This window comes from Nocardia sp. NPDC050718, from assembly GCF_040654235.1.
In the GTDB taxonomy this organism is placed as follows: domain Bacteria; phylum Actinomycetota; class Actinomycetes; order Mycobacteriales; family Mycobacteriaceae; genus Nocardia.
Window position 1 is genome coordinate 1,679,087 of record NZ_JBFAHQ010000001.1, and the last position, 19,436, is coordinate 1,698,522.

General features: G+C 72.4%; 3 protein-coding genes. 2 read left to right on the forward strand and 1 reads right to left on the reverse strand.

Annotated elements, in window-relative coordinates:
* Positions 1–249 precede the first annotated feature (249 nt).
* The gene (locus AB0H54_RS07845; protein WP_357343625.1) at positions 250–2,214 is read left to right on the forward strand and encodes a YhgE/Pip family protein; all 1,965 of its coding nucleotides are present in this window, start codon (positions 250–252) and stop codon (positions 2,212–2,214) included.
* A 40-nt stretch (positions 2,215–2,254) separates the two neighbouring features.
* On the opposite strand, the gene AB0H54_RS07850 is transcribed toward AB0H54_RS07845, so the two are convergent.
* On the reverse strand, positions 2,255–3,928 hold the full coding sequence (locus AB0H54_RS07850) for a hypothetical protein (protein WP_357343627.1): 1,674 nt from the start codon (positions 3,926–3,928) through the stop codon (positions 2,255–2,257).
* Between the two features lie 678 nt (positions 3,929–4,606).
* Here AB0H54_RS07850 and AB0H54_RS07855 point away from each other — a divergent pair.
* Entirely contained in the window at positions 4,607–19,423 is a 14,817-nt protein-coding gene (locus AB0H54_RS07855) for an SDR family NAD(P)-dependent oxidoreductase (RefSeq protein ID WP_357343629.1), read from the forward strand.
* The last annotated feature ends 13 nt before the right edge of the window (positions 19,424–19,436 follow it).

Consider the following 19,436-nt stretch of genomic DNA (forward strand, 5'->3'; position numbering starts at 1 on the left):
AAAGGCCCGGAACCGCCAGGTTCCGGGCCTTTTGCGTTGCCCGCGGGGACTGGTCGCGCTCCGGTCGATCCCGGTCTTCTGGGCGTGCGGTCTCGGTGTGGCCGGGGTGCTCTCGCACGGCGGCGCTGGGCGGGGGTGATGCGGCGATTCGCCGACTCGGCAGGACAATTTCGCCGATTCCCCCCATGCTGGACGGGTGACCAACTAGCTTGGGCGCCAACGTTCACTGGGCAGTATCGGGGTTCCGCCATGGCAGACAGATCGACATCCCTTCGCACTCGCGTCGGCGAGCTGCTCCGCTCGCGCCGGGCTGCGGGACCGCTGCGCGTGCTCGTCGTGCTGTTCCTGGTGGTGCCGACGCTGATCTCGGCGGTCTACATGTGGATCATGTGGGATCCGGAGCTGTATCTGAAGCAGATCCCGGTGGCCGTCGCCAGCGACGATGTCGGCGGCGTCTCCGACGGCAAGGCCCAGAACATGGGTACCGAGATCCTCGATACCCTGGTGTCCGGCGGCGAGCTGAAGTTCCATCGGGTCAGCAGCGCCGAAGCCGTGCAGGGCCTGCGCGAGAGCCGCTACGCCTTCTCCGTCGTCATCCCCGCGGACTTCACCCGCAATGTGCTGAGCGTGACCGATCCCGTGCCACAGCGTGCCCGAATCGCGGTCTGGTACAACGATTTCAACGGAACCCTCGGCCCCGCCGTCGCCAACAGCGTGATCGCCGACGCCCGGCACCAGATCGCCGCCACCATCGGCCGCGGCTACGCCTCGCAGGTCCTGGTCGGCGTCAACAGTCTGGGTGCGGGCATCGGTGAGGCGTCCCAGGGCGCGACTCAGCTGGCGCAGGGCACCGCCCAGCTCGCCGACGGCTCCGGCCAACTCTCGGCCGGTCTCGACGAGGCCGCCCTCGGCGCGTCCCAGCTGGTGGCGGGCGCCCGCGAGCTCCACGCGGGCACCGTGCAACTCGCCGCCGGTGCCGACGAATTGGTGACCGGCACCGACCAGCTCGGCACCGGCGCGACCCAGATCCGCGACGGCGTCGACCAGATCATCACGCCCCTGCTCGACGCTCTCGCGCCCGCCGGACAACTCGCGACCCAGCTGAACCCGCTGCTCGACGAGCTGAGCAGGAACGCCGACCCGGCCCTGGCCGACGCCGCTGTCCAGCTGAAGGACCTGCTCGGGCAGGTCGGCCCCACCGACCCCGATTCGCTGGTCGGCCAGCTCGCCCAATTGCGCGACGGCACCGCGGAACTGGCTCGCCAGCTGACCGACCCCACGGCCGAATACCGCGCCGGTGTCCTGGCCCTCGCCGACGGCTCCGGCCAACTCCGCGACGGCGCGGGCGAACTCGGCGCAGGCGCCGCCGAACTCTCCACCGGCCTCGGTCAGCTCGCCGCCGGTGGCCGTGAACTCCGCGACGGCGCCACCCAGCTGGACGACGGTGCGGCACAACTCGACAGCGGGCTCCGCGACGGCGCCACCGCCGCGCCGCACATCACCGACCCCACCGCCTCCGCGGACGTGATCGCCCAGCCCGTCTCCATGGATGTCCGCAACCAGGAGCCGAGCCAGCTGGTGCGCGGCGGTGACCGCAGCACCAAGGAGATCGCCGGTGGCGCGGGCCCCGTCCTGGTGGTCATGGGGGCGTTCCTGGCCGCCATCGTGCTCTGGATGCTGGTGCGCCCGTGGCGTGGCGCCGCGACCGGCACCACCCTGTGGCGGCGCACCGCCGTGCCGCTGCTGCGCGGTTCCGCGGTGGGCGTGGTCGGCGTCGTCGTCCTGACCGCGCTGGCCGCCGGCTACGGCAGTTCGGCGGGCTGGTCGCCCGAGCGGTGGCCGGTCATGGCGGCCGTGATCGTCCTGGTCGGCGCGGTGGCCGCGGTCACCACGCAGCTGTTCATCGTGGTGTTCGGCCGCGTCACCGGCTCGATCGCCGCCTTCGCCTTCTACATGTTCCAGATCTTCGCCTTCGGCGGGGTGTTCCCCGCGGGCACGACCCCGCCCGCGTTCCGTCCCTTCACCGACATCGCCCCGATGACCTTCGCCCGCCGTGCCGTCATCCGCGCCGACATCGCCCTCTACGACACCATGTTCTGGACCTCGATCGCCGTCCTGATCGCCATGCTCGTGACGGCCTTCGCCGCGATGCTGGTCGCCCGCCACCTCGCCACCACCTCCGCGACCTCCGCGCCGGAGCCGGCCCCGGCGTGAAATCCGCGCCCGATCGGGCGACTCCGGCCTCGCGCGTTGCTCACGAGCGCCGGAGCACGACCTGGAAGCCCTCGGTGGTGCTCAGCGTGAACTCGCCGGTGTTCGAGGTGGCGACGACATTCGCGCCGCGATCGGCACCGGTGATGCGCTCGACGACGGCGCGCACCCCCGCGGGCAGGGCGTTCCAGTCGGACTCGGGCGACTGCAGCAGGCCGTGATAGGTGCGGGGCGTCGCGGACAGGCCCTCGGGCTGCCAGCCGAAGCGCGGGGTGCTCGCGAGGAACAGGCTCAGGTCGGTGCAGGCGTTGTCGGCCGTGCAGACGCGGACCGGCATCACATCGTCGGCGTAGTCGTAGTCGCGCAGGCTCATCGTCCAGCCGGCCGGGTCGCGGTAGTCGTAGTCGACGCCGGTCGCGCCGACCATCGTCAGGGCTGACGTGTCGCCGGGACGGTTGTCGAGCACCTCGGCCGTCAGCGGACGGTCGTTGACGGTGAAGGACCAGTCGCCGGCCTCGACGGGCTTGTGCCAGAAGCCGGTCCGGCCGTCGTGGCGCCCCTCCACGCGCAGCTCCCGCTGCTCGGACCGGCCGCCGGTGGTGTGGATGCTGATCGTCGAGGTGATCTCGCCCGGGATCTTGGGCTGGCGCACCCACGCGGGCGGCGGCAGATGGATGCCGGTGTACTGCGGGAAGAACGGGCGCAGGAACTCGAACTGGCCGACCCAGGCGTCGAAGTTGGTCGGCGCCTCGGCGAGATCGGGCTTGTCGCCATAGGTATAGGAGAAGAACAGGGTGTCGGCGCCGGAGATGTCGAAGTCCCAGAGCCGGGTGTACATGTCGCCGTACTCGTTGATCAGGAAGGTCGTCGAGCCCGAGGCGCTGAGATTGATCGACTGGAAACGCCCGTCGAGTGGGCCGGGCAGCTCGTAGCTGTAGTCGTCGGCGAACTCGGGATCGCTGATCCTCAGCGGATCGCTGCCGGGCAGCCAGGGATCGAGGATGACGATCCGGTTGCCCTCCGGCGAGAGGACGAACACCGTCGTCACCCCGGCGCCGCCGACCGGCTGCTGCTTGCCCGTCGGATCGGTCCAGAAGCCCTGCTGCCGGAACGGGATCAGCTGCACGTATTCCGGGTCGAGCCAGGACAGGCTCCACGCCCTGGATGCGGGCCGGACCCTGGTCCCGGTCGGGTCCAGCCAGATCGGGGACCCGAATCGTGCCGTCCACCACCACAGTTCGGGCGTCTGATCGGCCGACTCCAGTGTGAACACCCGCCCGCCCGGCACCAGCGCGACCAACCTGCTGCGATCCACCGAGATCGCCGAGATCTGCCCGCGCAGGCAGTTGGGCAGTGGCGCTGTCCGCCAGCCGGATTCGCCCACCGCGGCCTTCAGGTAGAGGTTGCCGTCGAGCAGCGCGAACTGCCAGGCCTCGTTGAAACCGGTCCGCGGCGTCCGCAACTCGACGCGGGCGGGGAGTCGATCGACGACGCCCACGGGCGCGAACGGCATCGTCAGCAAACCGATCCCGACGGAGGGGAAGTGCATCGGCAGCGGCCAGGCTCCCGCCCGGCCGGGCAGGGGGAGCGCCGCGCAGCTGAGCCCCTCGGGCAGGACGCCGAACGGCCACCACTCGTCGGCCAGGGCGGGACTGCTCGTGGCGACGGTCGCCGCGGTCAGCGCTGCCGCGACCAGTCCGGACCAGGCTCGACGCATCAGTGATCACACCTTCCATCCATCGGGCCCGAAGCCCGGAATACGCAGGGCAATGCGACAACGAGAGGGCGGTGGAGCCCCGGCGGAGCACGAGCGCGATCGGCGGGGTCGATGCGGGCTTGACGCGCGACCGGCGCGGAACGGTCGAACGGTACCAGCACCCGGCAACTTCCCAGCCACCGAACACTGCGAAGCGGCCCGGAACGTGGGAAGCTTTGTGAGTAATCAGCACGATGAATGGGAAGAAACCGGACGGTTGACAAGCTCGAGACACCCCAAATACTGTGCAGTTCAATGAGTCCTGTTCTGCCGTTCGAACCTTTCGAGAGGGATCGCCGCGCCGGTTCGCCCGGTCGAGACGCCCTCAGACCCGCGCCTCGGGCCGCCGGAATGGCGACGTAGCGCGTCAGCTTTCCGGCCGAACGGCTGACTCCCGCCGCGCCCGGCCCGCACCGACTGCGCGGCTACGGCTATCCGCGGACGACATTCCGCACCCCTCTGCTCGACCGCATCGAGATTCGTTGTGTTGACGCACGAATCGTCTGAGTCGTCGACCTCATCAGTCAGCACTACGAATCGATGGTGACATGACCAGCTCCGCGCTCTGGTAACCCCGACATTCACTCGGTAGGGGGCTACGGGGGGAAATAACGTGCTTTCGCGGAAGGATGTTCAGAGGTGACCGGTTCGACGTTCGACGTCGCGATTGTCGGTATGTCCTGCAGATTGCCGGGTGCCGCCGATCTCGAGGGTTTCTGGCAGCTGCTCAGTACCGGGCGCGCCGCGATCGGCACCGCGCCCGCCGGGCGCGACGGGATCACCGAGCGGGCCGGATTCCTCGACACTGTAGGTGCTTTCGATGCTGACTTCTTCGGGGTCTCGCCCGTCGAAGCGCGCGCGGTCGATCCGCAGCAGCTGCTGGCGCTCGAGCTGAGCTGGGAAGCGCTCGAGGACGCCGGGCTGGCGGCCGCGGCGGACGAGCCGCGGCGGTACGGCGTCTTCCTCGGCAGCACCGGCAGCGATTTCGCCGAGCTGATGGCCTCGCGCGGTGGTCCCGGCGTCAGCAGGCACTCGCTGTGGGGTGCCGGGCGCGGCATCATCGCCAACCGGATCTCCAACCACTTCGGTTTCGGCGGACCGAGTCTCGTCGTCGACAGCGCCCAGGCGTCCTCGCTCGTCGCGGTGCACCTGGCGTGCGAGAGCCTGCGCAGCGGCGAGAGCGAGGTGGCGCTGGCCGGCGGCCTGAACCTGATCCTGTCACCGTCCAGCGGTGCGCGGATCGAGCAGTTCGGCGCGCAGTCGGCGCTGGGCGCCTGCTACACCTTCGACGCCAGGGCCGACGGGTTCGTGCGCGGCGAGGGCGGCGGCATGGTGGTGCTGAAACCACTGGACCGAGCGGTGGCCGACGGGGACCGGATCCATGCCGTGATCCGGGGCAGCGCGGTCACCACCGGCAACGAACGCCGGGTGCTCAGTGCGCCGAGCCGGGCGGCGCAGGCGGCGGCGATCACCGCCGCGTTGCGTGCGGCCGGGGTCGAGGCGTCGTCGGTGCAGTACGTCGAGTTGCACGGCACCGGAACGCCCGCGGGTGATCCGGTGGAGGCGGCGGCGCTGGGCGACAGTTACGGCGTGGACCGGGCGCCGGGCGCGCCACTGGCCGTCGGCTCGGTCAAGACGAACATCGGGCATCTGGAGGGCGCCGCGGGGATCGCGGGCCTGATCAAGACCGCGCTCTGCCTGCGTCGCGGTGATCTGGTGCCCAGCTTGAACTTCCAGGCTCCGAACCCTCGGATTCCGCTCGACGACTTGGGTTTACGTGTCGTCACCGGCGTCGAGGAGTGGTCGGCGGAGACGGTGCGCCGGGCCGGGGTGTCTTCGTTCGGCATGGGTGGTTCGAACGCCCACGTCATCCTGGAGCAGGCGCCTGTCGGCGTTGCCCCTGCCGCGTCGGGCGGGGCTGAGCTTGCCGTTCACGGTGGCCAGCCTGCCGTTGATGGCGCTGCGGCTGTCGTTCGCGCCGGCGCGGCGGTGTCGGCGCCCGATGGTCATGGTGGGCCAGCAGGGATCGCACCTCCCGTTCTCGGTGTCGCGGCCGGGGCTGTGGACGGCGAGCCCGCCGCGCGCCCCGGGCCCGATGGTGTCGGTGTGGTGCCGCTGGTGCTCTCGGCACGCAGCGAGAACGGTGTGCGCGCGCAGGCGGCACGGTTGCGGGAGTGGATGGTCGGGCGTCCGGATGTGGGTGTCGTCGATGTCGCGCAGTCGCTGCTGACCACGCGAGTACCCATGGAATGGCGCGGCTATGCCGCCGGACGCGATCGTGTGGAGTTGCTGACCGCGTTGGCGGCCGTGGCCGCGCCCGGGTCGACGGTCGGGCGGGCGGCGCCGCGCCGGGTCGCGTTCGTCTTCCCCGGGCGGGGGAGCCGGTGGGCCGGTCTGGCGCTGGGGCTGTTGGCGTCGGACGCGGCGTTCGCCGAGTCGATCGCGGAGTGCTCGCAGGCGCTGGCGCCGTATGTGGACTGGTCGCTGGACGCGGTGCTGCGTGGTGACGAGGACGCGCCGTCGGCGGATCGTCAGGATGTGGCGCCACCGGTGCTGTTCGCGGTCATGGTGTCCATGGCCCGGCGGTGGCAGGCGTCCGGTGTCGTACCGGACCTGGTGATCGGTGACGGGCTGGGCGAGATCGCCGCCGCGTACATCGCCGGTGGACTGTCGCTGGCCGACGCGGCGCGGGTGGTGGCTGTCCGGTCGCGGAGTGCGGCCGAGGCTGCTGGTGGATCAGGCCGTGGCGGAGAGCGTTTCGACTCCGAGCATGATCTGGCGGCGATCCGACCGCGATCGGGGTCGGTGCCGTTCGTCTCGACGGCGTCCGTCGACCGCGTCGATACCGCACGACTCGACGCCGACTATTGGCACCGCCCGCAGGAGACCGCGCGGTTCGCCGACGTGGTGACCGCGCTGGTCGACGACGGCATCACCGGATTCGTCGAGATGAGCCCCCACCCGGTGCTCACCCCGGACCTCGCCGCGGCCGCATCGGACGGCGTCGCGGTCATCGGATCGCGCCGTCTCGGTGAGGACGGCCCGGACTGGTTCGTCGCCTCGCTCGCCCAGGCCTACTGCGCCGGTCTGCCGGTCCGCCCGGACGCGCTCGTCACCGGCGGTGCGCGGGTCGACCTGCCGCCGTACGCCTTCCAGCGCCGCGACTTCTGGACCGGCACACCGACAGCCCTGGCCGAGGCCACCTTCCCCGCCACCATCGATGCGGGCGCCGCAGCACACGAAGTCGCGACGCTCAGCGGTGCGGAGCGCGGCGCATCGCGGCACGACAGCGATGGTCGCGATGCCACCGAGGCCGACGCCACGGGGAACGGCAGCGGTCGTCACGATGCCACCGCGGCCGACGCAACGGGGCACGATGCCACACAGGTCAGCGCAGATGGTCGCGATGCCGAGGAGCTCGGCGCCGCAGGACACGAAGTCACGACGCTCAGGGGGCCGGGGCACGGCACCACGCAGCGCAGCGGCGATGGGCGTGACACGACGGTGTTCGACCCCGCAGCGCACGGGGCCGCGCAGCACGGCCATGCCGAAGGCAACTTCGCGGCCAGTGGCGCCGAGGAGCACGGTGACGCAGGGCAGACCGGTCTCCGGGCTGACAGCGATCTGGCTCGTGTGCTCGCGGAAGCACCCGAATTCCAGCGCGACGCCATCGTTCTCGACCTCGTGCGGGAGCATGCCGCCGCCGTCCTCGGTCATGACTCGGCCGCGGCGGTCCATCCCGACCAGCCGTTCACCGATGGCGGTTTCGACTCGATCAGCGGTGTGGAGCTGCGGAACCGGCTGACCAAGGCCACCGGGGTCACGCTGCCCGACACCCTCGTCTTCGACTATCCGACCGCGACGGCGGTGGCGGCACTGCTGCGGGCGCGGGTGTCCGGCGGCGGTCGGGAGCAGCGCCGGGTGACGCGGCGGGCGAGCACCGACGAGCCGATCGCGATCGTCGGCATCGGCGCGCGGTTCCCCGGTGGCGTGACGTCCGCCGAGGACCTGTGGGACCTGATGATCGCGGGGCGGGACGCGATCGGCGAATTCCCCACCGATCGCGGCTGGGATCTCGCTGGGCTGTACGACCCGGACCCCGGCACCCCGGGCACGGTCTACACCCGGCGCGGCGGATTCCTCGACGGCGCGGGCGATTTCGACCCCGGCTTCTTCGGCATCAGCCCGCGCGAAGCTTTGGCGATGGACCCCCAGCAGCGGGTGCTGCTCGAGACCGCGTGGGAAGCGCTGGAGGACGCGGGCATCGACCCGACCTCGTTGCGCGGCGGTGACGCCGGGGTCTTCGTCGGCGCCTGCGAGTCGGGCTACGCCCGGCGGGTGACCGGCGACCTGGAGGGATTCCGGCTGACCGGCACCTCGCACAGCGTCATCTCGGGCCGGATCGCCTACGTGTTCGGCCTGGAAGGGCCCGCGGTCACGGTGGATACGGCCTGCTCGTCCTCGCTGGTGGCACTGCATCTGGCGTGCCAGGCGCTGCGCCAGGGCGACAGCTCGCTGGTGCTCGCCGGCGGCGTCACCGTCGCGGCCAGCCCCACCCTGCACATCGACTTCGCCCGGCAGCGCGGCCTGGCACCGGACGGCCGGTGCAAGCCCTTCTCGGCCGCCGCCGACGGTGTGGCGTGGTCGGAGGGCTCGGGTTTGCTCGTGCTGGAACGCCTTTCGGACGCCCAGCGACTCGGGCACCGGGTGCTGGCGGTCGTACGCGGCAGCGCCGTGAACCAGGACGGCGCGAGCAACGGGCTGACCGCGCCGAACGGACCATCGCAGGAGCGGGTGATCGCGCAGGCACTGGCCAACGCGGGCATCACCGCGGCCGACGTGGATGTCGTCGAAGCGCACGGAACCGGCACGGCCCTCGGTGATCCGATCGAGGCGCAGGCACTGATCGCCGCCTACGGTCAGGGTGACCGGGAGCCGCTGCGGATCGGTGCGCTGAAGTCGAACATCGGTCATACCGTGGCCGCCGCCGGTGTGGCCGGGGTGATCAAGATGGTGCAGGCGATGCGGCACGAGCGGTTGCCGCGCACCCTGCACCTCGATTCGCCGTCACCGCATGTGGATTGGTCGGCGGGCGCGGTGCGTCTGCTGACCGAACCGGAACCGTGGACCGCCGGGGAGCGGGTCCGGCGGGCGGGGGTGTCCTCCTTCGGGATCAGCGGCACCAACGCGCACGTCGTTCTCGAGGAAGCGCCTGCCGTCCAGGCCATCGACGACGCGACAGCGCGGCCGACGATGACCCCGGTGCTGGTGTCAGGCAAGGGCGAACCGGGGCTGCGCGCGCAGGCCGCGCGACTGCACGCGTGGCTGTCGGAACATCCCGAGCTCGACCTCTCCGACGTTGCTCAGGCGCTGATCTCGACACGTGCGCAGCATGATTCGCGTGGCGTGGTGCTCGGACGCGACCGTGACGAGATCCTCGCCCGGCTGGCCGATCTCGCCGGATCGGGAACCGGCGCCGGCGTGATCGAGGGCGTCGCCGGTGCGGGACGAACGGCATTCCTGTTCACCGGGCAGGGCGCGCAGCGGATCGGCATGGGCGCCGGTCTGTACGAGACGTTCCCGGTCTTCGCGACCGAGATCGACACGGTGTTGGCGCATTTCGACCCCGCGCTCCGCGACGTGATGTTCCATGGCGACCCCGCGGTGCTGGACAGGACCGAGTTCACCCAGCCCGCCCTGTTCGCGTTCGAGGTGGCGCTGTACCGGCTGCTCGAATCCTTCGGTGTGACACCGGATGTGGTGATCGGCCACTCGATCGGTGAGCTCGCCGCCGCCTACGTGGCCGGAGTGTGGACGCTGCCGGACGCCTGCGCGCTGGTGGCGGCGCGCGGGCGGTTGATGGGCGCCCTTCCCACGGGCGGAGCGATGCTGGCCGTGGCGATCGACGAAGCGCGGGCGCTCGAGATCGCTGCGGAGTTCGGCGATCGGGTCGCGGTCGCGGCGGTGAACGGCCCGTCGTCGACGGTGCTGTCCGGCGACGACGACGCGATCGAGGAGATCGAGCGGCGACTCGCGGCGGCCGAGGTCAAGACCAGCAGGCTGCGCGTCAGCCACGCCTTCCATTCGGCCCGCATGGAACCCATGCTGGACGAATTCCGCGCCGTGGCAGCGGGTATCGCCTACGCGTCGCCGCGCACGCCGATCGTGTCGAACCTGACCGGTGCGATCGCCGGCGCCGAGGTCACCGACCCGGAGTACTGGGTGCGTCAGGTTCGGGGCTGTGTGCGGTTCGCGCCGGGCGTGGACGCCCTCGCCCTGGGTGGCGTGCGCCGGTTCGTCGAGGTCGGTCCGGACGCGGTGCTGTCGGCGCTGACCCGCACCAGCTTGGCCGAGCACCCGGACATCGAACCGGAGTCGACGGTGGTCGCGACCTCCCGGCGGGCGGCCGACGAGGTGACGCAGTTCGTCACCGGGCTGGCGCAGGCGCATGTCGCCGGTGTGCGCGTGGACTGGTCGCCGTTTTTCGCGGGTCGCGCCGCACGCCGGATTCCGCTGCCCACCTATGCCTTCCAGCATCGCCGGTTCTGGTTGCGGCCGGTCGACGATGCGCCCGGCGCCCCCTCGGATCATCCGGCCCGCACGGAGGTGGTCGGCCTGGCGGGGACCGACGAGTGGCTGGTCACCGGTCGTCTGTCCCTGCGCGCGCAGCCGTGGATCGCCGATCACACCTCCTACGGCATGGTGGTCGTGCCCAGCGCGGCCCTGGTCGAGTTCCTGCTCGCCGCCGGTGCCCGGATCGGTTGCGGGGTGGTGGAAGAACTCACCCTGCAGGCGCCGATCCTGCCGTCCGATACGGACGAGGTCGAGTTGCAGGTGCTCGTGCGGGCACCCGACGCGTCGGGGTCGCGTCCGTTCGAGGTCTCCTTCCGGACCGCGCCGGACGCGGACTGGGCGCGCAACGCGACCGGCGCGCTGTCGGCGGGGTCCGGCGAGTCGGCGTTGCTGGCGCGTCTGCGTGACGAACCGTGGCCTCCGCAGGACGCGGAAGCCGTTGTGGCCGAAGATATTCCGATGCGGATGTCGAACGGATCGGGCCTCGAGTACGGCCCGGCGTTCACCGGCGTGCGCGCCGCGTGGCTGCGCGATGACGCGGTCTACGCCGAGATCGCCCTCGTGACCGATCCGGCGGCGGAATCGGGACGCTACGTCCTGCATCCCACGCTGCTGGACATGAGCCTGCACGCCGGACTCGCCCAGCTGGTGTGGCGCGACGCCGCCGCCGACCCGGCCACCGGCAAGCTGCTGTTCCGCTGGGGTGGGGTCCGTCTCCACACCGTCGACAGCGCACCAGAGATCACGTCGCTGCGCGTCCTCGCCGTCGCGACCGGCCCGGACGCGGTGTCCGTCGCCGCCGTCGCGCCGGACGGCACCCCGGTCCTGTCGGTCGACGCGGTGGTGATGCGTCCCTACGACGTCACGGCGTTCCGGAACTCCCTGGCCGACGACGCGCAGCTGTACGAGCTGCGCTGGGAACCCACCGTGGTCCCCGGCGGTGCGACCCCGTCCATGGCGGCGCTCGCCGACACCGTGGTGCCGGGAATCGATTCCGCCACCACGGTGGCCGATCTCGCTGCCGCTGAACAGGTTCCGGACGTGGCGGTGTGGCGGGCGCCCACCGGCACGACCCCCGAGGCCGTGCGCAGCGGTGTCCTGGACACCTTGGCGGTGCTGAAGTCCTGGCTCGCCCACGAACGACTGCCCCGGCTGGCGGTGCTCACGACCGGCGGCGCCGCGCTCCCGGGCGCGGCGCCCGATCTCGTCGCCGCCGCCGTGTGGGGTCTGGTGCGCAGCGCGCAGTCGGAGAACCCGGGGCGATTCGTCCTCGTCGACGAGGATCCCGCCGCGCCACTGGATGCGGACCGGATTACGGCCGTCATCCGGACTACGGAGCCACAGGTCGCGGTGCGCGGCCCGGAGCTCCTGGTACCCCGGCTGACGCGCGTGTCCGCACCGGCGACCACCGCCACCCCGTCGTTCGGCGACGGCACGGTGCTGATCACCGGTGGCACCGGTGGCCTCGGCGCGCTGTTCGCCCGCCACCTGGTGACCGCGCACGCGGTGCGCAGCTTGGTGCTCACCTCCCGCCGTGGGCTCGCGGCGCCCGGCGCGGCCGCCCTGGCCGACGAGTTGACCCGCGCGGGCGCCGACGTGCGGGTCGTGGCCTGCGATGTCGCCGACCGTGACGAGGTCAGGTCCCTGCTCGACACCATCGCCGCCGACGGCCCGCTGACCGCCGTCGTCCACACCGCGGGCGTCCTCGACGACGGCGTCGTCGAGTCGATGACCGACGCCCAGGTCGACCGGGTCCTGGCGCCCAAGGTCGACGGCGCGTGGCACCTGCACGAACTGACCGGCGAGCTGTCGGCCTTCATCGTCTTCTCCTCGGTGTCCGGCGTGCTCGGCACGGCCGGACAGGGCAACTACGCGGCCGCGAACGGTGTCCTGGACGCCCTGGCCGAACAGCGACGGGCGGCGGGCCTGCCCGCGACCGCGCTGGCCTGGGGTCCGTGGAACCAGGCGGGCGGGATGACCGGCGCGCTGGACCGCGTCGCCGTCGCGCGCTGGGATCGGCTGGGCCTGGGGCAGCTCGGCGACGACGAGGGCCTGCGCCTGTTCGACGCCGCGCTGGCCCGTCCGGACGCGCGACTCGTCCCGATCCGGTTCGACGCGACCGTCCTGCGTCGCGAAGCCGACGTCGACACGGTCCCCGCGGTACTGCGCGGTTACCTGCGTCGCCCGGCGCCGGTCACCGTGTCGACCACGCAGCCTGCGGGTTCGCTGGGGGCACGGCTGGCGGGCGTGCCCGAAGCGCAACGCGCCGCCGTGGTGCTGGCCGCGGTCCGCGACCAGGTGGCCGCGGTCCTCGGCCACGATTCGGGCGAGTCGGTCGACGCGGGGAAGCCGTTCCGGGAGTTGGGATTCGACTCGCTCGGCGCCGTGGAATTCCGCAATCGACTGGGCAAGGCCACCGGCCTGACCCTGCCGTCGACCCTGGTCTTCGACCATCCGACCCCGGCGGCCGTGGCGACACTGGTGCAGACGCGGGTCGCGCCGACGGCGGCGGGCACGCCGTCCGCGCGGCCGGTCCGGCGCGTGCGGGCGGACGAACCGATCGCCATCGTCGGTATGGCGTGCCGGTACCCCGGCGGTGTCGGCTCCGCCGACGAGCTGTGGGAGCTGGTGTCGGCGGGCACCGACGCCATCAGCGATTTCCCGTCCGATCGCGGGTGGGCGCTGGATCGGCTGATCGATCCCGACCCCGACCGCGTCGGCACGACCTACTCCGGCAAGGGCGGCTTCCTCACCCAGGCGGCCGACTTCGACGCGGGATTCTTCGGGATCGCGCCACGCGAGGCGATCGCGATGGACCCGCAGCAGCGCCTGCTGCTCGAGGTGTCGTGGGAGGCGCTCGAGCACGCCGGCATCGATCCGATGTCCTTGCGCGGCACCGATACCGGCGTGTACTCGGGCGTGATGTACCAGGACTACGAGACGCTGACCCGGCAGACGCCCGAGGTCGAGGGCTATGTGGTGACCGGGGCCGTGGGCAGTGTGGCCTCGGGCCGGGTGTCCTACGCGCTGGGGCTGGAGGGCCCGGCGCTGACGGTGGACACCGCGTGCTCGTCCTCACTGGTGGCCCTGCACGTGGCGTGCCGGGCACTGCGCCAGGGGGAGAGTTCGCTGGCGCTGGTCGGCGGCGCGACCGTGATGGCGACGCCGATGGTGTTCCTGGAGTTCTCCCGCAATCGCGGGCTGGCCTCGGACGGGCGGTGCAAGTCGTTCTCGGCGGCCGCCGACGGTGTGTCGTGGTCGGAGGGCGCGGCCGTGCTGGTCGTGGAGCGGCTCTCGGACGCCCAGCGGCTCGGGCACAATGTCCTCGCCGTCGTGCGGGGTACCGGCGTCAACCAGGACGGCGCCAGCAATGGCCTGACCGCGCCCAACGGTCCGTCGCAGGAGCGGGTGATCGCGGCGGCGCTGGCCGACGCGGGTCTGACCCCGGCCGACGTGGATGTGGTCGAAGCGCACGGCACCGGCACCACCCTGGGCGATCCGATCGAGGCGCAGGCCCTGATCGCGGCCTACGGTCAGGAGCGGGGCGAGCCGCTGCGCATCGGCTCGCTCAAGTCGAATATCGGACACTCGCAGGCCGCGTCCGGTGTGGGCGGCGTGATCAAGATGGTGCAGGCCATGCGGCACGCCACTCTGCCGAAGACCTTGCACGTGGATGCCCTGTCGCCGCATGTGGACTGGTCGGCCGGGGCGGTGCGGGTGCTGTCGGAGGCGGAACGGTGGCCCGCCGGTGCGCGGCCACGGCGCGCGGGCGTGTCCTCGTTCGGGATCAGCGGCACGAACGCGCACGTGATCCTCGAGGAGCCACCCGTGGTGGCCGCCGCCGCGCCCGCGGTGACCGCTCCTGCCGGGACCGTCCCGCTGCTGGTGTCGGCGAAGTCCGAGCAGGCACTGCGGGCGCAGGCGGATCGGCTGCGGCAGTGGCTGATCGACCATCCGGCGGTGGACCCGCGGGACGTGGCCGCGGCGCTGCTCGAGACCAGGGCGCTGCTGGAGTGGCGCGGCGGCGCGCTGGGCGGTGACCGGGCCGAGCTGCTGGCCGGACTGGCCGCCCTCGCCGCCGGGACCGGCTCGTCCTCGGTGGTCGAAGGCGTTGCTGGACAGGGGAAGACCGCGTTTCTGTTCACCGGGCAGGGCGCGCAGCGTCCCGGCATGGGTGCCGAGCTGTACCGGGACTTCCCGGTGTTCGCGGCGGCACTGGACGAGGTCTGCGCCGAGCTCGATCGCCACCTCGGCGGATCGCTGCGCACGGTGCTGTTCGACGCCCCCGAAGCGGGGCTGAGCCGGACCGAGTTCACCCAGCCCGCGCTGTTCGCGTTCGAGGTGGCGATGTTCCGCCTGCTCGAATCGTGCGGTGTCGTCCCGGATGTCGTCGCCGGTCACTCGATCGGTGAGCTGGCGGCGGCCTACGTCTCGGGGGTCTGGTCCCTCGCGGACGCGTGTGCGCTGGTGGCGGCGCGCGGCCGGTTGATGGGCGCGCTGCCCGAGGGTGGCGCGATGCTGGCGGTCGCGGTGTCCGAGGACGAGGCGCGGGAACTGGTGGCGGGCTACGGCGATCGCCTCGCGGTGGCCGCCGTGAACGGCCCGGAGGCGGTGGTGTTCTCGGGCGACGAGGACGCCGTCGACGAGCTCGCGCGACGGGTCGCCGAGCGCGGCGGACGCACGCACCGGTTGCGGGTCAGCCACGCGTTCCATTCGGCCCGGATGGACCCGATGCTCGACGAGTTCCGCACTGTCGCCGCGGGTTTGACGTATCGAGCGCCGCTGCTGCCGATCGTGTCGAACGTGACCGGTGCGCCTGCGGGCGACGCGGTCCTCGACCCGGAGTACTGGGTGACGCAGGTGCGCGGGTGCGTGCGATTCGCGCCCGGGGTGACCGCGCTGATCGAATCCGGGGTGCGCAGGTTCGTGGAGGTGGGTCCCGACGCGGTGCTCACCGCGATGACCCGGTCCTGCCTCGCCGAACACCCTGAGCTCGAGGCGAAGTCGACCGTGCTGGCGTCGTCGCGGCGCTCCGTCGCGGAGACGGCCGGGTTCGTCACGGCGCTGGCCCAGGCCCACACGGCGGGTCTGCCGGTGGACTGGACGCCGGTGTTCGCCGGGCACACCCCTCGGCGAGTGACCCTGCCTACCTACGCTTTCCAGCATCAGCGGTACTGGGTGCGGCCGGTCGAGGCCGCCGATGTCCGGCAGTCGGGCCTCGACGACGCGGCCCACCCGCTGCTGAGTGCGATGGTGCGCCTGCCGGATTCCGCGGAGGTGGTGTTCACCGGCAGGCTGTCGCCGTCCGCGCACCCCTGGCTGGCCGATCACGCCGTCGCCGGGGTGACGCTGCTGCCCGGCGCCGCGCTGGTGGAGCTGGCCCTGCACGTGGGAACCGTGGTGGCATGCCCGGTGCTGGCCGAGCTGGTGATCGAGGCGCCACTGCTGATCTCGGCGGACTCCGCCGCCGAACTGCGCGTGGTGGCGGCCGGACCGGATGACGCGGGCACCCGCACGATCTCGGTGTACTCGCGGACGACCGGCGACGACGCGGACCGGTGGGTCCGGCACGCGGTCGCGACGATGACCGCCGGGGACACCACCGCCGGAGCCGATCTGGTGGCCTGGCCGCCCCCGAACACCACCCCGATCGCGCTCGCGGACGCCTACCCGGGCTTGGCCGAGCGTGGCTACGGGTACGGCCCGGCCTTCCAGGGACTCACCGCCCTGTGGGCCGGCGAGGGGGAGGTATTCGCCGAGGTCATCCTGCCCGAGTCGGTACGCGCGGACGCCGGGGCGTTCGGCCTGCATCCCGCCCTGCTCGATGCCGCGCTGCACGCGATCCTGCTCGGTGGCCTGGTGCCCGACCAGTCCGTCGGTACCGTGGCCGTGCCGTTCGCCTGGGAGAACGTCGTCCTGCGCGCCGCCGGTGCAACCGCGCTGCGCGTGCGGGCCACCTCGACCGGCACCGGTTCCGGCGGTACGCGAATCGCGCTGACCCTCGCCGACCGGACCGGCGCGCCCGTGGCGGACGTGGGCCTACTGACGCTGCGATCCCTGTCGACGGACGCGCTCGGCGCAGCCCAGCGCCGGGTCGGCCTCGGTTACGAGCTGGACTGGATCACCGCCGCCGAGCCCTCCGGCGACATCACCGTCGACGACTGGCGCGCCGGCGCCGACGGCGACACCGTCACGATCGACGGCCGGACCACCACGGTGGTACGCCTCGACGACACCTCGACCGACGCCGATCTGCCCGCCGCGGTGCGTACTTCGGTGACGGCGCTGGCCACCCGGGTGCGGCGGCTGCTGGCCGACGACGGGCGCGTCGTCGTCGTCACCGGCCACGCCGTCGCCACCCATCCCGGCGAGCCGGTCGACCTGTCGGCGGCGGCCGCCTGGGGACTCCTGCGCACCGCGCAGAGCGAGCACCCGGACCGGATCGTGCTGGTCGACATCGATTCCTGGGCCGACTATCGGGCCGCCGTGGCCTCGGCCCTGGCGATCGCGGGCGAATCCCAGCTGGCCGTCCGGCGCGGAACCGCCTATCTGCCCCGGCTGAACCCCAGCGCGGGCGCGCTCGGGGCACCGTCGCACGCCGCCGAGTGGGCGCTGACCCCGCTCGACAAGGGCACGCTGTCCAGCGACAATTTCGCGCTGGTCGAGCGCCCGGACACCGCGCTCGCTCCGGGCCAGGTGCGCGTGAGCCTGCGGGCGGCCGGACTCAACTTCCGGGACGTGCTGATGGCACTGGGCACCTACCCGGACCCGAACGGCCGCATCGGCGGTGAGGGCGCGGGCATCGTCGTCGAGGTCGCGCCCGACGTCACCGCCTTCGCGCCGGGCGACCGGGTGTTCGGTTTCACCCCCGGCGTCGCCTCGGTCGCGGTGACCGATCAGCGGCTGCTCGCGCCGATGCCGCGCGGCTGGTCGTTCACCCAGGCCGCGGCCGTGCCGATCGTCTACGCGACGGCCTACTACGGCCTGGTCGACCTGGCCGCCGCGCAGCCAGGGGAGACCCTGCTGCTGCACGCGGCCACCGGCGGCGTCGGCATGGCGGCGATCCAGCTCGCGCGGCACCTCGACCTGCGGCTGCTGGTCACCGCCAGCAGGCCCAAGTGGAATGTGCTCCGGGAGCTGGGTTTCGACGACGACCAGATCGGTGATTCGCGCACCCTGGACTTCGAACGGAAGTTCCACGCCGGCACCGGCGGTCGCGGCGCCGATATCGTGCTCGACTCGCTGGCGGGCGATTTCGTCGACGCGTCGCTGCGGCTGCTGCCGCGCGGCGGCCGGTTCGTCGAGATGGGCATGATCGATCGGCGCGACCCCGCCGACGTGGCGGCCGCCCACCCGGGCGTGCGGTACGCGAGCTTCATGCTCATGGAGGCGGGACCGGACCGGCTCCAGGAGATCCTGGCCGCGCTCGTCGACCTGTTCGATCGCGGCGCGCTGACGCCGACCGCGACCACCGCGTGGGACCTGCGCCGGGCACCCGAGGCGTTCCGGTACCTCAGCCAGGCCCGGGGAATCGGCAAGAACGTCCTCACCGTGCCGACACCGCTGCGGCCCGAGGGCACCGTCCTGATCACCGGCGGCACCGGTGGACTCGGTGCGGTGACGGCCCGCCACCTCGTCACCGCGCACGGTGCGCGCAGGCTCGTCCTCGCGGGCAGGCGTGGCCCGGACGCGCCGGGCGCGGCCGAACTCGTCGCCGAGCTCACCGAACTCGGCGCGCACGTCGACGTGGTCGCCTGTGACGCGGCCGATCGCGCCGCCCTGGACACGGTGCTGGCGGCGATCCCGGCGGACCATCCGCTGACCGCCGTCGTCCACTCCGCCGGCGTCCTGGCCGACGGTCTCCTCGCCACCATGACCGCCGACCAGTTCGCCCAGGTGCTGCGGCCGAAGGTGGACGCGGCGTGGAACCTGCACGAGGCCACCGCCCACCTGGACCTGTCGGCGTTCGTGCTCTACTCCTCCGTCTCCGGCGTGATCGGCAACCCGGGGCAGGCCAACTACGCCGCCGCCAATGTCTTCCTCGACGCGCTGGCCCAGCACCGGCAGGTGCGCGGCTTGCCCGCGACCTCGGTCGCGTGGGGGCCGTGGCAGCAGGGCAGCGGCATGACCAGCGGCCTCGGTGCGGCCGACCTCGTCCGCCTGCGGCGCGAAGGTCTGCTCCCGCTGGGCGCCGAGGACGGCATGGCGCTGTTCGACGCGGCCTTGACGGGCGGCCGGTCCACGTTCGTCGCGGTCCGGGTCGACCCGGCCGCGCTCGGTGAGGTCGATCCCACCGACGTCCGGCCGGTCATGCGGGCCCTGGCCCGGCCTGCCCGGCGGCGGGCGGGCGAAGCCACCGGGGCGACGACGTCGTCCGACGCCGCGTCCCTGGCGGCGCGCCTGCTCGGCCGCACGGTCGCCGAGCAGGACCGGCTCGTCCTCGACGTGATCCGGGCCCAGGCCGCGGCCGTCCTCGGTCACGCGAGCGCGGACGCGACGGCGCCGGACAAGCCGTTCACTGATCTCGGGTTCGATTCGCTCGGCGTCATGGAATTCCGCAACCGGCTGAAATCCGCTGTCGGCCTGCAGCTGCCCGCGACCGCCATGTTCGACCACCCCACGCCGGAGGCGCTGGCCGGGTTCGTCCGCCGGGAGATCGCCCCGGTCGACGACCCGGCGCGGCGGATCGCCGACGAGGTCGACGCGCTCGCCCGCAGCTTCGACGCGGCCGACCTGTCCGCCGCGGACCGGTCCGGCATCGCCGACAAGCTGGCCGCCCTGGTGCGCAGGCTCGCCGACCGAGACCCCGGCGAGATCGACCTCGACGGTCTCGACGACGCGGACGACCGCGAGCTATTCGACTTCATCGACAACCTCAGCTGAGCTGAACGAGCAG

Excerpts from the sequence above, each read along its gene's own strand:
- AB0H54_RS07850 (WP_357343627.1), bottom strand. The coding sequence starts at position 3,928 with ATGCGTCGAGCCTGGTCCGGACTGGTCGCGGCAGCGCTGACCGCGGCG.
- AB0H54_RS07845 (WP_357343625.1), top strand. The coding sequence starts at position 250 with ATGGCAGACAGATCGACATCCCTTCGCACTCGCGTCGGCGAGCTGCTC.